The 16,474-nt window shown below is 66.5% G+C and carries 15 protein-coding genes; 10 read left to right on the top strand and 5 right to left on the bottom strand.

The features are described from left to right. The first annotated feature begins 16 nt into the window (after nucleotides 1-16). The 5 genes from T8K17_RS24145 (at nucleotide 17) to T8K17_RS24165 (ending at nucleotide 4,189) form a co-directional block, all read left to right on the top strand. Nucleotides 17-463 (top strand): hypothetical protein, encoded by a 447-nt coding sequence (locus T8K17_RS24145; RefSeq protein WP_322332272.1) that lies wholly within the window; start codon nucleotides 17-19, stop codon nucleotides 461-463. Between the two features lie 5 nt (nucleotides 464-468). Then, nucleotides 469-1,038, top strand: a complete 570-nt coding sequence (locus tag T8K17_RS24150; protein WP_322332273.1) for a PAS domain-containing protein — start codon at nucleotides 469-471, stop codon at nucleotides 1,036-1,038. Nucleotides 1,039-1,312: 274 nt separating this feature from the next. Continuing rightward, nucleotides 1,313-1,630: a co-chaperone GroES gene (locus T8K17_RS24155; protein ID WP_322332274.1), complete on the top strand. Its 318-nt coding sequence runs from the start codon at nucleotides 1,313-1,315 to the stop codon at nucleotides 1,628-1,630. A gap of 80 nt (nucleotides 1,631-1,710) precedes the next feature. Then, on the top strand, nucleotides 1,711-3,345 hold the full coding sequence (groL, locus tag T8K17_RS24160; RefSeq protein ID WP_322332275.1) for a chaperonin GroEL: 1,635 nt from the start codon (nucleotides 1,711-1,713) through the stop codon (nucleotides 3,343-3,345). A 238-nt stretch (nucleotides 3,346-3,583) separates the two neighbouring features. Next, nucleotides 3,584-4,189 carry a PAS domain-containing protein gene (locus tag T8K17_RS24165; protein WP_322332276.1) on the top strand — a complete coding sequence of 202 codons (606 nt, stop codon included), beginning with the start codon at nucleotides 3,584-3,586 and terminating at the stop codon, nucleotides 4,187-4,189. A 9-nt stretch (nucleotides 4,190-4,198) separates the two neighbouring features. On the opposite strand, the gene T8K17_RS24170 is transcribed toward T8K17_RS24165, so the two are convergent. Continuing rightward, entirely contained in the window at nucleotides 4,199-4,834 is a 636-nt protein-coding gene (locus T8K17_RS24170; protein WP_322332277.1) for an HAD family phosphatase, read from the bottom strand. A gap of 178 nt (nucleotides 4,835-5,012) precedes the next feature. Between T8K17_RS24170 and T8K17_RS24175 the strand changes: the two genes are divergently transcribed. Then, on the top strand, nucleotides 5,013-5,723 hold the full coding sequence (locus T8K17_RS24175; RefSeq protein WP_322332278.1) for a class I SAM-dependent methyltransferase: 711 nt from the start codon (nucleotides 5,013-5,015) through the stop codon (nucleotides 5,721-5,723). A gap of 141 nt (nucleotides 5,724-5,864) precedes the next feature. On the opposite strand, the gene T8K17_RS24180 is transcribed toward T8K17_RS24175, so the two are convergent. Beyond that, nucleotides 5,865-6,776, bottom strand: a complete 912-nt coding sequence (locus tag T8K17_RS24180; RefSeq protein ID WP_322332279.1) for an NAD(P)-dependent oxidoreductase — start codon at nucleotides 6,774-6,776, stop codon at nucleotides 5,865-5,867. Nucleotides 6,777-6,830: 54 nt separating this feature from the next. Next, on the bottom strand, nucleotides 6,831-7,235 hold the full coding sequence (locus tag T8K17_RS24185; RefSeq protein ID WP_322332280.1) for a tellurite resistance TerB family protein: 405 nt from the start codon (nucleotides 7,233-7,235) through the stop codon (nucleotides 6,831-6,833). Between the two features lie 267 nt (nucleotides 7,236-7,502). Between T8K17_RS24185 and T8K17_RS24190 the strand changes: the two genes are divergently transcribed. Beyond that, on the top strand, nucleotides 7,503-8,390 hold the full coding sequence (locus T8K17_RS24190) for an NAD(P)-dependent oxidoreductase (RefSeq protein ID WP_322332281.1): 888 nt from the start codon (nucleotides 7,503-7,505) through the stop codon (nucleotides 8,388-8,390). A gap of 96 nt (nucleotides 8,391-8,486) precedes the next feature. Beyond that, nucleotides 8,487-9,869 (top strand): amidase, encoded by a 1,383-nt coding sequence (locus tag T8K17_RS24195; protein ID WP_322332282.1) that lies wholly within the window; start codon nucleotides 8,487-8,489, stop codon nucleotides 9,867-9,869. Between the two features lie 169 nt (nucleotides 9,870-10,038). On the opposite strand, the gene prfB is transcribed toward T8K17_RS24195, so the two are convergent. Together prfB and T8K17_RS24205 are read right to left on the bottom strand one after the other, a co-directional pair. Then, a protein-coding gene (gene prfB / locus T8K17_RS24200) for a peptide chain release factor 2 (RefSeq protein ID WP_322332283.1) occupies nucleotides 10,039-11,170 on the bottom strand; the annotation gives its coding sequence in 2 pieces (ribosomal slippage) (nucleotides 10,039-11,100 and nucleotides 11,102-11,170; 1,131 coding nt in all). Between the two features lie 65 nt (nucleotides 11,171-11,235). Beyond that, nucleotides 11,236-13,695 (bottom strand): penicillin-binding protein 1A, encoded by a 2,460-nt coding sequence (locus T8K17_RS24205; RefSeq protein WP_322332284.1) that lies wholly within the window; start codon nucleotides 13,693-13,695, stop codon nucleotides 11,236-11,238. A 221-nt stretch (nucleotides 13,696-13,916) separates the two neighbouring features. Between T8K17_RS24205 and T8K17_RS24210 the strand changes: the two genes are divergently transcribed. Together T8K17_RS24210 and cimA are read left to right on the top strand one after the other, a co-directional pair. Continuing rightward, complete coding sequence (locus T8K17_RS24210) at nucleotides 13,917-14,726, top strand: phytanoyl-CoA dioxygenase family protein (protein WP_322332285.1); 810 nt, start codon at nucleotides 13,917-13,919, stop codon at nucleotides 14,724-14,726. 104 nt (nucleotides 14,727-14,830) lie between these two features. Continuing rightward, on the top strand, nucleotides 14,831-16,474 hold the full coding sequence (gene cimA / locus T8K17_RS24215) for a citramalate synthase (RefSeq protein WP_322332286.1): 1,644 nt from the start codon (nucleotides 14,831-14,833) through the stop codon (nucleotides 16,472-16,474).

A 16,474-nucleotide genomic window follows, 5' to 3' on the forward strand; every position in this document is an offset into this window, starting at 1 on the left:
CGCGCCTAACCTCCGCATGAACGCAGTTGACGCTGAAAATTCTGCTGGTAGAACGGCCGCGCCGACAAGAGGAATTATCTTTTACTTCAGTATTTTAGCAGCCAACATCGGAGTCTGCTGCCAGCCGTCCGATGCCGTCGCCGATACCGGCACCTGCCCCGGGATCGCTTCCGGCGACGGCCCCGGCCTCGCCGCCTGCATCGTCAACGAGCTCTGCATCGAAGGCATCTATTCGCCGCCGCGGTCGATCGACCTGCCGCAGGAAGTTGTCGAAGCCTATCGCGACGCCGAAATCGATATCGCCGTCCGGCATTTCCGCCTGGACGTCCGCTTCCGCAAACGCGCCGGCGCGGAGATCGGCCAATGCGGCTATACCGGCCCCACGAAGTTCATGTACTCGCTGGTGCAACCCGCCTCGGCCACGAACATAACGGTGACATTTGACCCAAATTGGACATACTAGGATGCATGGCCAATTTTCCGCTTGCCACCGCGCCACTTAAGCCTCGGGCTCGACAGTTCGCCGACTATTGGCTTTCCCTTCCCCGTACCGACTTTATCCCGCACCGCCGAGACTTCGATCCGGCCGCGTTGGTCGGTATCCTCGATACCTTCATGATCTTCGAGATCGTCGCCCCCGACCATTTTCTGATCAGGCTGGCCGGAACCACGGTGATCGAGCATTACGGCCGCGAGATCACCGGCATGAACTATCTCGACTTCCGCACGCCCGACGAGCGGCCGATCACCCAGGCGATGATGTCCCTCGTCGCCACACAGCCCTGCGGGCAGTTGGTGCTGCAATCGGTGAGGACGGGCGACGGCAAGGGACGGGCGTCGCAGTCCTTCGGCCTGCCGATGCGCGACGACGAGGGCAAGGCGAGGCTGCTCTATTATCAGGTCGACTATATCAGGCTCGACGACCTGAAGACCCGCGACGAGCATTATCTCCTGGAGCAGCGCACCGTCGTCCGGCATTTCATGGATATCGGGAACGGGTTTCCCGACATAGCACTGGCCGGCCCGTTCGGTCGCTAACGCGATTGGCCAGGCGATTGATCGGGCGCGCATTTTTGCGGGCCCGTTGACCCGCCCTCCTCCCATCCTCATATGCCGTATAGCTGATTCCAGTCAGGCCGGGCCGGCAGAACCCACAATCTGGAAATGTCTGCCGACGAGCGATCTTGACAGAAATCCCGCGCTTCCTTACATCGCTAGCACTCACCGGGGCAGACTGCTAACACCTTAGAATCTCCCCGGGGACATTGCTCAAACTGCACGTCTCAACAGAGTGTAAATTGGAGGAAGGGTCATGAAATTTCGGCCGCTCCACGACCGCGTGGTGGTTCGTCGTATCGACGCCGATCAGAAGACCGCCGGCGGCATCATCATCCCCGACACGGCGAAGGAAAAGCCGATGGAGGGCGAAGTCCTTGCCGTGGGTCCGGGTGCCCGCGACGAGGCCGGCAAGGTTGTCCCGCTCGATGTGAAGCCGGGTGACCGCGTCCTGTTCGGCAAGTGGTCGGGCACCGAGGTGAAGATCGACGGTGACGATCTGCTGATCATGAAGGAAAGCGACATCATGGGTGTCCTCGAGGGCTCCGCGAAGTCGTCTAAGAAGGCCGCCTAACAAGCTGTCTCATTCAGCGAGGGGCCTTCGAAAGAAGCCGCTTGTATCAAGGGCTAAACCTATCCAAGGAGAGTATCACCATGGCTGCCAAGGACGTTAAGTTCGGCATCGACGCCCGCAACAAGATGTTGAAGGGCGTGGACATTCTGGCCGACGCCGTGAAGGTCACGCTGGGCCCGAAGGGTCGCAACGTGGTTCTGGAGAAGTCGTTCGGCGCTCCGCGCATTTCCAAGGACGGCGTGACCGTCGCCAAGGAAATCGAGCTGTCCGACAAGTTCGAGAACATGGGCGCGCAGATGGTGCGCGAAGTCGCTTCGAAGGCCAACGACGTGGCCGGCGACGGCACCACCACCGCGACCGTGCTGGCGCAGTCGATCGTCCGTGAGGGCGCGAAGGCCGTTGCCGCCGGCATGAACCCGATGGATCTGAAGCGCGGCATCGACAGCGCCGTCGAGGCCGTCGTCGCCGACATCGAGAAGCGCTCGAAGAAGATCACCACCTCCGGCGAGGTCGCCCAGGTCGGCACCATCTCCGCCAATGGCGAGCGCGAGATCGGCGAGATGATCGCCAAGGCCATGGAGAAGGTCGGCAACGAGGGTGTCATCACCGTCGAGGAGGCCAAGTCGCTCCACACCGAGCTCGACGTCGTCGAGGGCATGCAGTTCGACCGCGGCTACCTGTCGCCGTACTTCGTGACCAACGCCGACAAGATGATCTGCGAGCTGGATAACCCCTACATCCTGCTGCACGAGAAGAAGCTGTCCAACCTGCAGGCCATGCTGCCGGTCCTGGAGCAGGTCGTGCAGTCGGGCAAGCCGCTGCTGATCATCGCCGAGGACGTCGAGGGCGAGGCCCTGGCCACCCTCGTGGTCAACAAGCTGCGTGGCGGCCTGAAGGTCGCGGCCGTCAAGGCCCCGGGCTTCGGCGATCGCCGTAAGGCCATGCTCGAGGACATCGCGATCCTGACCGGCGGTACCGTCGTGTCCGAGGATCTCGGCATCAACCTCGACAGCGTCACCCTCGACATGCTCGGCACCGCCAAGCGTGTTGCCATCACCAAGGACGAGACCACCATCGTCGACGGTGCCGGCAAGAAGAAGGACATCGAGGGCCGTTGCTCGCAGATCCGCGCTCAGGTCGAGGACACCACCTCCGACTACGACCGCGAGAAGCTGCAGGAGCGTCTGGCGAAGCTCGCCGGCGGTGTGGCCGTGATCCGCGTCGGCGGTGCGACCGAGATCGAGGTGAAGGAGCGCAAGGATCGCGTCGACGACGCGATGCACGCGACCCGCGCCGCGGTCGAGGAAGGCATCCTGCCGGGCGGCGGTGCCGCTCTCGTCTACGCCATCAAGGCGCTGGAGAAGGTCAAGTTCTCCAACGACGACCAGCGCATGGGTGTGAACATCATCCGCCGCGCCCTGGAGGCCCCGGCCCGTCAGATCGCGTCCAACGCCGGTCACGACGGTTCGGTCATCGTCGGCAAGCTGCTGGAGTCCAAGGACAGCAGCTGGGGCTTCGATGCACAGAGCGGCAGCTTCACCGACCTGGTGAAGGCCGGCATCATCGACCCGACCAAGGTTGTCCGCAGCTCGCTGCAGAACGCCGCGTCGGTCGCCGGCCTGCTGATCACCACCGAGGCCATGGTCGCCGATCGCCCGGAGCCGAAGTCGGCCGCGCCGGCTGGCGGCCCGGACATGGGCGGCATGGGCTTCTAAGCCAGCCGCTATAGCCAAACACGACGGGCCGGGGAGCGATCCCCGGCCCGTTTCTTTTTTGCACTGCACATCAACACCTCAAGCATCTTCGAAGCAAAACGTGATAAACATCACCCCTCCTTAAAGTTGATACGTAATTTTACTTTCAGATTTAAACGTAATTCTCCTAATTCCAATTCGATACTCCTGGCAGCCCTTCAGCCGTTCCGATATCCTTCGCCCATCGGAGGGAAAAGCGATGTCGGCAGTCGTTCAAACCACCCCCGGCTTCCCGCCCCCGTCCAGTTCGATGGCGTGCGGCCCCGCAGATCCGATCATCGACCCGCTGCTGTCCTACTGGGCCGTCAGACGGGGTGATCGCGCCCTCCCCTCCCGCGCCGATATCGATCCCATCGACATCCCGGAACTGCTCCAGCATATCGGTCTGGTCGACGTCGAGGGTCCGCCGCGCCGATACCGGTATCGGCTGGTGGGGTCTTACATGCAGACGATGTTCGGCGAGAACTACCAGGGCCGATACCTCGACGAGGCGCGGCACGACCGGTACCGGGATTTCCTGAACGACCTGTACACCGCTGCGATCGATCAGCGCCGACCGATCCTGAGCGAAGCCGTCTTCGACTATGGGACCGATCGCATCGTCACCATCCGGCGGCTGATCCTGCCGCTCGCCGAAGGCAACGGGGCACCGGTGAACATGCTGCTGTTCGCCAATGTCTTCATCGCGCCCGACCTGCCCCACCACGCAACGCCCGTGCTGCATCTGCGCATGGACGGGCCGTTCCAGTCGGTCTTCCTCACCTCGATAGAAGAGACGCTGAGACGCGCGCTGCCGGTCGACTGACCGGCGGGATCACGCCGACGGCAAGCCGGTTTCGGTCCACCAGGCGGAGAAGCGCTTCGGATCGGTGAAGTGGTGCGTCACGAACCCCAGGTCCCGGGCGCTCTGGATATTGGGCGCACTGTCGTCGATGAAGGCGGTGCGCGCCGGGTCGATGCCGGTCCGCTCGATGAGGATGCGGAAGATCGCGGGATCGGGCTTGATGACTCCCTCGTCACCGGACACCACGACCGTGTCGAAACTGCGCAGGAAATCGAAGCGGCGAGCGGTCTGGGGGAAGGTCTCACGACCGAAGTTGGTCAGCCCGTGCACCGGCATCCCCGCAGCCTTCACCCGGCGCAGCGCGGCCACGCTCTCGGGAATCGCGTCCGGGATCATCTCCTGAAAGCGGCCGTAGAACGCCCGGATCTGCGGCGCATAGTCCGGATGCCGGCCGATCGCCTCGGCCTCCGCATCGGCGATGGAGCGACCGCGGTCCTGCTCGATGTTCCAGTCCTGGGTGCAGACCGTGGCGAGGAACCAGTCGACCTTGCGCTCATCCGCGGTCATGTCGACCCGGGTGAAGATCTTGCGGTAGAGCAGCCGCGGATCCCAGTGGATCAGCACGTTGCCGATATCGAAAACGACGGCGTCGACGCTGGTGGTCATGTCACCCTACTCCTTACCCAGGTCCGGGCTCAGTCCCGGGTCCGTCCCGGCGGCGGAACCGCCCGCCCGATCTCGCCGACTTAGGCCGTCGGCGTGGCAGGCGCAAGCCGGAAGCCGGGGCTTGGAGAAGGTCGGCGCGTCGGCTATCCACCCGGGACCCAACCACCGGGAGCGTGCGATGTCAGACGGCTGGACCGAGTCCGCGGAAGCGTGGATCGCCGAACAGGGCGACGCGGGTGACCTGTCGCGCAGGTTCGTCCTCGACGCGCCGATGATCGAGCGAGTCCGGCGTCTCGCCCCGCAGACGGCGATCGATATCGGCTGCGGCGAGGGCCGTTTCTGCCGTGTCCTGCGTGACCTTGGAATCGCCACCGTCGGGATCGACCCGACGCTCCGGCTGCTCGAGCGGGCCCGCGCCCTAGATCCCGAGGGGGATTATCGGCAGGCGGTGGCGGAAGACCTGCCGGTGCCCGATGCCGGCTTCGACCTCGCCGTCAGCTATCTGAGCCTGATCGACATTCCCGACATGGACCGGGCGATCTCGGAGATGGTGCGGGTATTGTGGCCCGGCGGCACCCTGCTCATCGCCAACCTCAACGGTTTCGCAACCGCCCAGGTCGGCGGCGCGTGGCAGACGCTTCAGGACGGCAGCCGCCGGTTCTGCTTCGACCGGTACCTGGAGGAGCGCGCCGACTGGGCGGCCTGGCGCGGCATCCGGATCAGGAACTGGCACAGGCCGCTCTGCCGCTACATGACCGCCCTGCTGTCCAACGGACTGGCGCTGCGGCATTTCGACGAGCCGGCGCCGACCGGCGGAGAGCCCGATTGGGCCGACCGCAACAGCCGCGTCCCGTTCTTTCACATCATGGAATGGCAGAAGCCCGCCTGAACCGCCGTCCTCTAGGCGGATCCGCGCCGGGCGAGGTCCTGTAAAGCCTCTCCCAATAACCGTCATCCCGGACGCCCCTGGACCTGATTCGGGGGCGGAGCAAATCCGCGATCGGATCGAAACATCCGATCGAGGCTTGCCCTAGTCCTCCTCGGGCGGGTCGATGGCCAGGATCAGGGCGGAATGATCGAGATCTCCGAACCCGCCCTCGACCATGTCTTCCCACAGGGACGCGTTGGTCATGAGACCCGGCAGGTCGATGCCCGATTCCTCCGCCAGGGCGACGGCCGCCCGCATGTCCTTGCGCTGGATGGTCGCCTTGGCCCTGGCCTGGAAATCGCCGGTCGCCATACGCGCGCCATGGAGCTCCAGGATCCGGCTCTGGGCGAATCCGCCCATGATGGCCTCGCGCAGGATCCCCGGCTCAACGCCGGCGCGCCTGGCGAGCGCCATGGCCTCCGCCACGGCCCCGATCGTCATGCCGACGATCATCTGATTGGCCGTCTTCACCACCTGCCCCGACCCGACGGCGCCCACATGGGTGATTCGCCTGCCGAGGACCCTCAGCATGGGTTCGATCCGGGCGAAATCGGCGTCGCTGGCACCGACCATGATGGTCAGGCTGCCGTCAGCGGCAGCGGTCGTGCCGCCGGACACCGGCGCATCGACCCAGTTGCCGCCGGTCATGCGCAGCCGGCCGGCATAGTCTCGGGTGGCCGGCAGACCGGTCGTGCCCATGTCGACCAGCACCCCGTCCTCGGCCAGGCCGTGCAGCACGCCCCAGCTGTCGTCGATCGGGTCGAACACCACGTCGCGCACCGCCTCGGCGTCGGCCACCATGACGATGACCACGTCCGAGGCCTCGGCCACATGGCGGGGCGACGGCTGGGCGGTGACCCTGTCGAACTCGCCGGCCAGGGCTTCTGCCTTCTCGATGGAGCGGTTCCACAGGGACAGCGCCGCGCCGGCGGATGCCAGGCGCCGGGCCATGGGTTCCCCCATCAGGCCCAGACCGACGAGACCGATCCGCCAGCCCTCCAGGGCCGTCGGCATCGGCGTCTCCGGAGACGGAGAATGGGGCTCAGTCACGACGTCGCCCCTCTCGGCTCAGAGGCGGGCGTAACGGGCGCCGGCGCCCCGTTCGATGGCGGCGGCCGTCAGCCGGTCGACGTTCAGGTCGTGGCGCAGCATCTCCAGGTACCGCAGCTCTTCCTGGGTGGCCTCGCCGTCGGCGGCGACGACGTCGCAGGCCAGGGCGTAGGCGGTCGGGCACAGACGTTCCGGCAGGTTGGCCTTGATCTGGCCGATCGCGGTCTCGATACCGTCGCTCTCGGAGAGCATGTCGGTGGCGGCAGCGGCGACCTGGGGCAGATTGCCCCGCTCGAAATCGGCGAAGATCGGCAGGTGCTGAACGATCCCACGGATCGTCTCGAGCTCGCTGTCCGCGAGCGAGCCATCGGCAGCGGCGCCGACAATCATGGCGTAGATCAAGGCGGCGTGGTGGCTAATCATCGAATTCCCTTGGAAAGCGAGGAAAATGGGACACGTGGATGGCCTTCGGCCACATATCGGTGGGTATAACGGTCTCTCCAGGCTGGGACAACAGAGGCAGAGTGACACAACTTCCGCCTCCACCCGTCCGATCATCCACAGGCGGGGTTGTTCGCGCAACGCGTTCGTTCCCAAATAGGCCGATCCGCCGGAACGGGCGGCAAAGACGACGTCCGTCGGACCGCGGTCGGCGTCCCTACACAACGGTCCAGGGAGGACAGACCTATCGTGAGCAGCACAAGCACCCCGCTGGGATATGTAGGACTCGGCCTGATGGGCGGCCCCATGGCGCAACGGCTCCTGGCCGCCGGGTTTCCGCTCCATGTCTGGAACCGCTCCCGGGACAAGCTCGCCCCGCTGGTCGATGCCGGCGCCCAGTCGGCCACCTCGCCCCGCGCTGTCGCGGAAGCCAGCGAGATCGTCTTTACCTGCCTGACCGACACGGACGCGGTCGAGGCGGTGGTCTTCGGCGCCGACGGCATCGCCGAAGCCGGGAGCGCCGGCAAGGTTCTGGTCGACTTCTCCTCCATGCGGCCCGACATGGCGAAGGAGTTCGCCGCCCGGCTGCGCGCGCAGACCGGCATGGGGTGGATCGACGCCCCCGTCTCCGGCGGCGTGCCCGGGGCGACGAACGGCACGCTGACGGTGATGGCCGGCGGCGAGGCGGCGGATTTCGAGCGGGTGAGGGAGGTGGTCGCCCATCTGGCGGGCCGCTTCACGCTGATGGGTGCGAACGGCACCGGACAGTCGACCAAACTGATCAACCAGATGATCGTCGGCACCGGCCTCGCCCTGATGGCCGAGTGCTGCCAGTTCGCCGAAGATGCCGGCATCGACCCTGCCAAGCTGCCCGAAGCGCTGGCCGGCGGACGGGCCGACTCGCCGGTCCTGCAGCAGTTCCTGCCCCGCATGGCCGCCCGTGACCGGGACGTCCAGGGCCGGGTAGCGATCATGGTGAAGGACCTCAACACGGTCATGGACACCGCCCGCCAGCTCGGAACCTCCCTGCCCCTGACCGGCCTCGCCGCCGAGATCCACAAGCTGCTGGTCAAGCACGGGCTGAGCGACGCGGACAACGCCGCGACCATCGACCTCTACGCCCCGCCGAAAACGTAATCGGTAAAGAGGGGACCGGCCGGCCCGGCGCGCAGAAGTGGGTTTGATCGCGTCACGGCGCCGTGCCACCGTTATTCATCACGCGGGAGGAAATCGATGGCGAAAACCCTGAAGGATTATTTCGAACACGGCATCGCTGCCTATGCTCAGGATCTGCGAGAAGGCAGGGTGACCGCGGTGGCCGCCGTCAAAGCCTGCTTGGCGCGTATCGAGGCGTACCCAAAGCTGGACGCGTTCCAGGTGGTCGACGGCGACCGGGCGCTGAAGGCGGCCAAGGCGATCGACGCGCTGCTCGCCTCGGGGATCGATCTCGGCCCGCTCATGGGGGTGCCGATCGGGGTGAAGGACATCATCGCCCTGGAGGGACTGCCGACGACCAACGGCTCGCAGATGAAGAGCGAGCACCTGACCGGGCCGGAGGGCACGATCATGCACCGGCTGAAGGCGGCCGGATGCATCCCCATCGGCAAGACCAAGACCGTGGAGTTCGCCCTGGGCGCCACCGGCGTCAACGAGGCCCGGGGAACGCCCTGGAACCCGTGGGACGCCAACACCCACCGTATCCCTGGCGGCTCGTCCAGCGGCTCCGCCGTGGCGACGGCGGCGGGGCTCTGCGGCTTCGCGCTCGGCACGGACACCGGCGGTTCGGTGCGCATCCCCGCCTGCTTCACCGGATTGTTCGGCCATAAGACCACGGTGGGCCTGTGGCCGACCGATGGCGTGTTCCCGCTCAGTCCGAGCCTGGATTCCATCGGCCCGCTGACCCGGAACGCCGGCGATGCGGCGCTCATCCACGCGGTCGTGACCGGATCGGAGGTGCCGATGCCGGCCCGGCTGGAGGGTCTGCGTCTCGGCCGGCCGACCAATTTCTTCTTCGAGGATCTGGACGACCAGGTGGCGGCCACCGTCGAAGCGGCCATCGTCGCCCTCAGCGCGGCTGGCGTGGAGATCGTCGATATCGAGATCCCGGAAGCCGCGGAGCGCGCCCGCCTTTTCCCGGCAATCGTCCCGCCGGAACTGATCGCGCGGCTGACGCCGGAGGCGTTCGAGAAGGCCCGCCCGAACATGGACCCGGTCACCGCCGACCGGGCGGCCCATGGGCTGAAGGTCTCCGCGGTGGAGCATCTGGCGGCGCAGTACCGGCGCCTGGAGCTGGAGCGGATCGCCGACGCCCGCTTCGCCGGGCTCGACGGCTGGATCTCGCCGACCTGCCCGTTCGTACCGATGCCGGTGGAGAACCTGAAGCATCCGGAGGAAGCGGCGAGGGGCAGCCTGTCGTCCCGCAATACCCAGCCGGCAAACATCTTCCGCCTGTGCTCTGCGTCCCTGCCGATCCACCAGTTCGGCGCAGCCCTGCCCGTCGGATTACAGCTGATGTGCCCGCAGGGCGAGGACGCCCGGCTGCTGTCGATCTCAATGGCCCTGGAGACGGTTCTCGGCGCCGGCAAGGCGCCGGATATGAGCGGGTTCCAGGCGTAGAGGACCCGGGCCCGGCCCTTCGACACGCCCCCGGGTCCGGCCCGGGGGCTGCTCAGGGCGAGGTCGAAAATGGATCAGATTAGAACTTTGACCTCGCCCTGAGCAGCCCCGGCCTCAAGCCGGGGCGTGTCGAAGGGCCGGCCCGGGATCATCCCCGAACGGGGACGGATCAGCCCGCGGCGGCGTCGCCCCCGTCGCGGTTCATGCCCACCTTGCCGGCGAGCGAGGCTTCCAGGAAGGCGTCGATGTCGCCGTCCAGCACCGCGGACGGATTGCCACTCTCGTGGCCCGTGCGCAGGTCCTTCACCATCTGGTACGGCTGCAGGACGTAGGACCGGATCTGGTGGCCCCAGCCGATATCCGACTTGGACGCCTCGGTCGCGTTCGCCTCTTCCTCGCGGCGCTGCAGCTCGGCCTCGTAGAGGCGCGCGCGCAACATGTCCATGGCCGTGGCCCGGTTGCGGTGCTGCGAGCGGTCGTTCTGACACTGCACCACGATTCCCGACGGGATGTGGGTGATGCGGATGGCCGAGTCCGTCCGGTTGACGTGCTGACCGCCGGCACCCGACGCGCGGTAGGTATCGACCTTCAGGTCCTTGTCCTCGATCACGATGTCGATCGAATCGTCGACCACCGGATAGACCCAGGCGCTGGAGAAGCTGGTATGGCGCCGGGCCTGGCTGTCGTAGGGAGAGATGCGGACCAGCCGGTGCACGCCGCTCTCGGTCTTCAGCCAGCCATAGGCGTTGTGGCCGGAGATCTTGATGGTCGCCGACTTGAGACCGGCTTCTTCGCCGGCACTCTCCTCCAGCCATTCCACCTTGTAGCCCTGGCGTTCGGACCAGCGGGTGTACATGCGCAGCAGCATCTCGGCCCAGTCCTGGGCCTCGGTACCGCCGGCGCCGGCATGGACTTCCAGATAGCAGTCGAGCCCGTCGGCCTCGCCGGACAGCATGCTCTCGATCTGCATCTTCTCGGCTTTGACGCGGACCGCCTCGAGTTCCTTCTCGGCCTCGGCGACCGTGTCGGAATCGCCCTCGGCCTCGCCGAGTTCGATCATCATGACCGCGTCCTCGACCGTCTGGTCGAGCGCCTTCACGTCCTCGATCTGCTTCTCGAGCCGGGTGCGTTCCTGCATAAGCTTCTGGGCCCGTTCAGGATCGTCCCACAGGCTCTGGTCCTGGGTCAGGGCATCGAGCTCGGACAGTCGTGTCAGTGCGACATCCCAGTCAAAGATGCCTCCTCAGCAGTTCGATCGACTGCTTGATCTCATCGAGGGTCTGGGTGGTCTCGGCGCGCATTGCGCCCTCCGTTCAGGTGACGTCCGCCATATCGGGGACGATGGGTATCGGGACAAGTCAGACGCTTAATAGAGCCCGGATCCGCTGGTCGCAACAGGCGCCGCGGCGGCGGGTGCCGAAGCCGGCTCCGTGTCGGAGGATGCGGGGCCCATGCCGCCGCCGATCACCATGCTTTCGCCGGTCGGTTCCGTGCCGGGTTTGAAGGCCTCCAGGACCGCGCCGGACGCGCCGGGATTGGCCCGCTGACCGCTCTCCAGATCGACCCAGACCATGCGGACGCCCGGCGGAATGCGGAAGTCCGGCGTTACCACCCCATCCAGGGCGTCGGCCATGAAGGACTTGAAGATCGGGGCGGCAACGCTGGACCCGGTATCATGACGACCCAGGGTGCGCGGCTGGTCGAAGCCGACATAGACGCCGACGGCGAGGTCCGGCGAGAAGCCGACGAACCAGGTGTCCATGTTTTCGTTGGTCGTGCCGGTCTTGCCGCCCAGGGTCTTGCCGAGCTCGGCGATGCGGCGCCCGGTCCCGCGCAGAACCACGCCTTCCAGCATCGACACCATCTGGTAGGCCGAAGCCGGATCGACGATCTGCTCGCGCGTGTCGGGGATCTGCGGCGGCGGGCCGCCGTTCCAGGACGCCGCAGCGCACCCGTCGCAGGGCCGGTCGTCGTGCCGGTAGATGGTCTTGCCGTGACGGTCCACCACCCGGTCGAACAGCGACGGAGTGACCCGCTTGCCGCCGTTGACCAGCATGGAATAGGCGGTGGTCATGCGCAGCAGCGTCGTCTCCGCCGCTCCGAGCGAGAAGGACAGGTGCGGCTGCATCTTGTCGACCACGCCGAACAGCTTGGCGTAGTTCACGACCTTGTCCATGCCGATCGTCTGGGCAAGACGGACGGTCATCAGGTTCCGCGACTTCTCGATGCCGACGCGCATCGGGGTCGGTCCGTAGAACTCGTTGGAATAATTGGACGGCTTCCATTTCGGCAGCCCCGGCCCCTGGTCGAGCACGAAGGGCGCGTCGAGAATCTGCGTCGCCGGCGTATAGCCGCTGTCGAGGGCGGCCAGATAGACGAAGGGCTTGAAGGAGGAGCCCGGCTGGCGCCACGCCTGGGTCGCCCGGTTGAACTCGCTCATCTCCATGCTGAATCCGCCGGACATGGCGAGCACCCGGCCGGTATGCGGGTCCATGGCGACCAGGCCGCCGCCGACATCCGGGATCTGGCGCAGGGCGACGGTCGCTTCGCCATAGGCCTCGCCCTTGGCGTCCTTCTCGACGGTCTCCACCGGGACGACATCGCCCAAACTGAGCACGTCGGTCACAGATTTCGGCGTGCCCCCGTAGCGCTGATCCTCCATCCACTGCCGCGCCCACTTCATCTCGTCATAGGGAAGCGTGGCGAGCGATCCGTCGGGGAAGCCGATGGTCGCCGTCTTGGCATCCGCCTTGACCACCGCGCCCAGGCGCCAGTCGCCCAGGCCGGCCGGCCGCTCGACCTTGGCGAGCGCATCGCCCCAGCCGGGCACGATCTCGATCTTCGCGACCGGACCGCGCCAGCCGTGGCGCTGATCGTAGTCGATCAGGCCTTCACGCAAGGCCTTGTCAGCCATGCGCTGCATCTTCGGGTCGAGAGTCGTGCGGACCGACAGGCCGCCTTCGTACAGGCCGTCGTCGCCGTAGCGCTGGATCAGGTCTCGGCGGACCTCCTCGGCGAAGTAGTCGGCGGAGGTCGCGTCCCCGGTGGAAGCGGTCGAGACGGTCAGCGGCTCCTGCGTCGCCGCCTGGGCTTCGGCCTGCGTGATGAAGCCGTTCTCCACCATCTGTCCGATCACCCAGTTGCGGCGGGCGACGGCCGCCTCGTGCCGGCGGGTCGGATGATAGTTGTTCGGCGCCTTCGGCAGCGCCGCCAGATAGGCCGCCTCGCCGATGGTCAGCTCGGCCAGCGGCTTGTCGAAATAGTTCAGGGCCGCCGCGGCCACACCGTAGGAGCCGAAGCCGAGATAGATCTCGTTCAGATACAGCTCGAGGATCCGGTCCTTGCTCAGGACCCGCTCGATGCGGAAGGACAGAATGGCTTCCTTGGCCTTGCGGTCGATCGACACCTCGTTGGTCAGCAGGAAGTTCTTGGCGACCTGCTGGGTGATCGTCGATGCGCCCACCGGGCGGCGGCCGGTGCCGTAGTTCTTCACGTTCAGCACCACCGCGGAGGCGAGGCTGACGAAATCGATGCCCGGGTGGTTGTAGAAATTCTTGTCTTCGGCGGAAAGGAACGCCTTCACCACGCGCTTGGGGATCGCCTCTATGGCGACGAAGATGCGCTTGTTGCGCGCATACTCCTCCAGCAGCCGGCCGTCGCCCGCATGGACCCGGGTCACCACCGGCGGCTCGTAATCCGCCAGATACTCGTAGTCGGGCAGACCCCGGCCGAAATGGTGGAATGCGTACAGCACGGCGCCCACGCCGCCGATGGCGACGATCAGGAAGAAAACGAAGATTCCGAGCAGCCAACGCAACAAATTCATACCCTCCGAAGCCCGGTCCCACCCTACCAGACGCGCTGGGCATATGCATTCCCAACGCCGTGACCGTCCAGCGGTTGCCTACGGTAGAGAGATAATGTGACGTCAACGCGGCGCGATGTGGGCTCTGTCACACGCCGGGGCAAGTGTTCGGATTGACGAAAGCCGGCCGAGTTCGCACGCTAACGGACAGGAATGCCAAGGACCCCCCGGGAGACGACGCCATGACGACCAGCGCGCTTGCCGATACCACCGTCGAGATGTTTCGCCGCGACGGAGCCGTGAAGCTCTCCGGCGTGTTCGACAAGGACTGGGTCGCCGCACTGCGCGAGGGCATCGACCGCAACATGCGCGAGCCCGGGCTCTACGCCAAGGAATACACACCAGAAGGCAAGCCGGGGTATTTCTTCGGCGACTACTGCAATTGGCAGCGGATCCCGGAGTATCAGCGCTTCCTGGAGCAGTCGCCGGCAGCGGATCTCGCCGGGCAGCTCATGGGCTCGCAGAAGGTCGTACTGTTCCATGAGCACGTGCTGGTGAAAGAGCCGGGGACCGAGGAACGCACCCCCTGGCACCACGACCAGCCCTACTACTGCATCGAGGGCACCCAGACCTGCTCCCTGTGGATTCCCCTGGATCCGGTGCCGCGGGAGGTCTGCGTCGAGTTCGTCGCCGGCTCCCACGGCTGGGGCAAGAGGTTCCTGCCGACCAAGTTCAAGGGCGAAGCCTACGAGCGCAGCGACGACGGGCTGGAGCCGCTGCCCGATATCGAACTGGAGCGCGGCGAGCATACGATCCTGGGCTGGGACATGGAGCCGGGCGACGCCATCGCCTTCTCGTTCCTGACGGTGCATGGCGCGCCGGGCAATCCCGGCACCGGCGGCAACAGGCGGCGTGCTTTCGCGGCCCGGTTCTGCGGCGACGACGTGGTCTATGTGAAGCGCAGGGGCGAGGTCTCGCCACCCTTCCCCGATGTGCGGCTGAACCACGGAGACCCGCTGCGCGGCGAGGAATTCCCTGTCCTACGGGGGTAGTCAGCCGCTTGCCGCCCGGCGTCCGCGCTGCTAGAGACCCTCTCCCATTACCGATTCGCCCGCCTCCCTGACGATCCCTCTCGGAGCGGGCGGGGAGAGGCGCCATGGCCAGCGACAGCACGATCGACACATCGGACGCCGACCGCGTCTATCTGTTCGACACCACCCTGCGCGACGGACAGCAGACCCGCGGCGTCGACTTCACCGTCGCCGACAAGGCGGCGATCGCCCGCGCGCTGGATCAGCTTGGGATCGACTACATCGAAGGCGGCTGGCCGGGCGCCAACCCGACCGACGACCGGTTCTTCGCCGAGCCGCCGAAGATGGACAACGCGCGGATCGTCGCCTTCGGCATGACCCGCCGCCCGGGCCGCAGCGCCGACAACGATCCCGGTCTCGCCGGCATTCTCGACGCCCGCGTGCCGGCCGTCTGCCTGGTCGGCAAGACCTGGGACTTCCATGTGGACGTGGCGCTGGAGATCGAGCGCGACGAGAACGTGGCCATGGTCCGCGACAGCATTGCCCGGGCCGTCGCCGTCGGCCGCGAGGCGATGTTCGACTGCGAGCATTTCTTCGACGGCTTCAAGGCCAATCCCGACTACGCGCTGGACTGCGCCGAGGCGGCCTATACGGCGGGCGCGCGCTGGGTCGTCCTGTGCGACACCAACGGCGGGACGCTGCCCCACGAGATCGAGGAGATCGTCGCCAAGGTCGCCGAGCGGGTCCCCGGCACCCATCTCGGCATCCACTGCCACAACGACACCGGCAACGCGGTCGCCAACTCGCTGGCCGCGGTGCGCGCCGGCGCGCGGCAGGTCCAGGGCACGATCAACGGCCTGGGCGAGCGCTGCGGCAATGCCGACATGATGGCGATCATCCCGAACCTCGTGGTGAAAATGGGGATGACGACCAATGTGGGCACCGGCAAGCTGAAGCACCTGACGGCGGTCTCCCGGCTGCTGGACGAGCGCCTGAACCGGGCGAGCGACCCGCACCGCGCCTATGTCGGCGCCGCCGCCTTCGCCCATAAGGGCGGGCTGCACGTCTCGGCCGTCCAGAAGGACCCGAAGACCTACGAGCACGTGGAGCCGTCCACCGTCGGCAACCAGCGTCACATCCTGGTGTCCGACCAGGCCGGACGCTCCAACATCCTGGCCCGCTTCGCCGAAATCGGCGTCGAGGTCGATCCCAAGCACCCGAAGGTGCAGCGGCTGGTCGACGAGGTGAAGGAGAAGGAGTTCCTCGGCTATTCCTACGACAGCGCGGAAGCCAGCTTCGAGCTGCTGGCCCGCCGGCTGATCGAGGGCGTGCCGGAGTTCTTCACCATCGAGCGCTGGCGCGTCATGGACGAGCGCCGGTTCAACGCCCGCGGCGATCTGGTGATCGAGTCCGAGGCGACGGCCACGCTGACCGTCGGCGGCACCGCCCATCACGAGGTCGCGGTCGGCAACGGGCCGGTCAACGCGCTGGACACCGCCATCCGCAAGGCACTGACGCCCAAGTTTCCCGCGATCCAAACCATGCGGCTGATCGACTACAAGGTGCGCATCCTGCCGCCGGCCCGCGACGGCGACGGCACCGACGCCACCACCCGGGTAATGATCGAAAGCGAAGACGAGACCGGTATCACCTGGCGCACGGTCGGCGTCAGCCCGAACATCATCGACGCCTCCATCGCGGCGCTGTCCGACGCCATCACCTGGAAGCTGTTGCGCGCCGGTGCGGCAGCGCCGAAAGCGGACGCCTGA

This window comes from Thalassobaculum sp. OXR-137, assembly GCF_034377285.1.
Lineage (GTDB): Bacteria > Pseudomonadota > Alphaproteobacteria > Thalassobaculales > Thalassobaculaceae > Thalassobaculum.

Bases quoted from the DNA above. Each gene is read 5' to 3' on its own strand.
- T8K17_RS24145 (WP_322332272.1), top strand. From the start codon at position 17: ATGAACGCAGTTGACGCTGAAAATTCTGCTGGTAGAACGGCCGCGCCG.
- T8K17_RS24150 (WP_322332273.1), top strand. From the start codon at position 469: ATGGCCAATTTTCCGCTTGCCACCGCGCCACTTAAGCCTCGGGCTCGA.
- T8K17_RS24155 (WP_322332274.1), top strand. From the start codon at position 1,313: ATGAAATTTCGGCCGCTCCACGACCGCGTGGTGGTTCGTCGTATCGAC.
- groL (WP_322332275.1), top strand. From the start codon at position 1,711: ATGGCTGCCAAGGACGTTAAGTTCGGCATCGACGCCCGCAACAAGATG.
- T8K17_RS24165 (WP_322332276.1), top strand. From the start codon at position 3,584: ATGTCGGCAGTCGTTCAAACCACCCCCGGCTTCCCGCCCCCGTCCAGT.
- T8K17_RS24170 (WP_322332277.1), bottom strand. From the start codon at position 4,834: ATGACCACCAGCGTCGACGCCGTCGTTTTCGATATCGGCAACGTGCTG.
- T8K17_RS24175 (WP_322332278.1), top strand. From the start codon at position 5,013: ATGTCAGACGGCTGGACCGAGTCCGCGGAAGCGTGGATCGCCGAACAG.
- T8K17_RS24180 (WP_322332279.1), bottom strand. From the start codon at position 6,776: ATGCCGACGGCCCTGGAGGGCTGGCGGATCGGTCTCGTCGGTCTGGGC.
- T8K17_RS24185 (WP_322332280.1), bottom strand. From the start codon at position 7,235: ATGATTAGCCACCACGCCGCCTTGATCTACGCCATGATTGTCGGCGCC.
- T8K17_RS24195 (WP_322332282.1), top strand. From the start codon at position 8,487: ATGGCGAAAACCCTGAAGGATTATTTCGAACACGGCATCGCTGCCTAT.
- T8K17_RS24205 (WP_322332284.1), bottom strand. From the start codon at position 13,695: ATGAATTTGTTGCGTTGGCTGCTCGGAATCTTCGTTTTCTTCCTGATC.
- T8K17_RS24210 (WP_322332285.1), top strand. From the start codon at position 13,917: ATGACGACCAGCGCGCTTGCCGATACCACCGTCGAGATGTTTCGCCGC.
- cimA (WP_322332286.1), top strand. From the start codon at position 14,831: ATGGCCAGCGACAGCACGATCGACACATCGGACGCCGACCGCGTCTAT.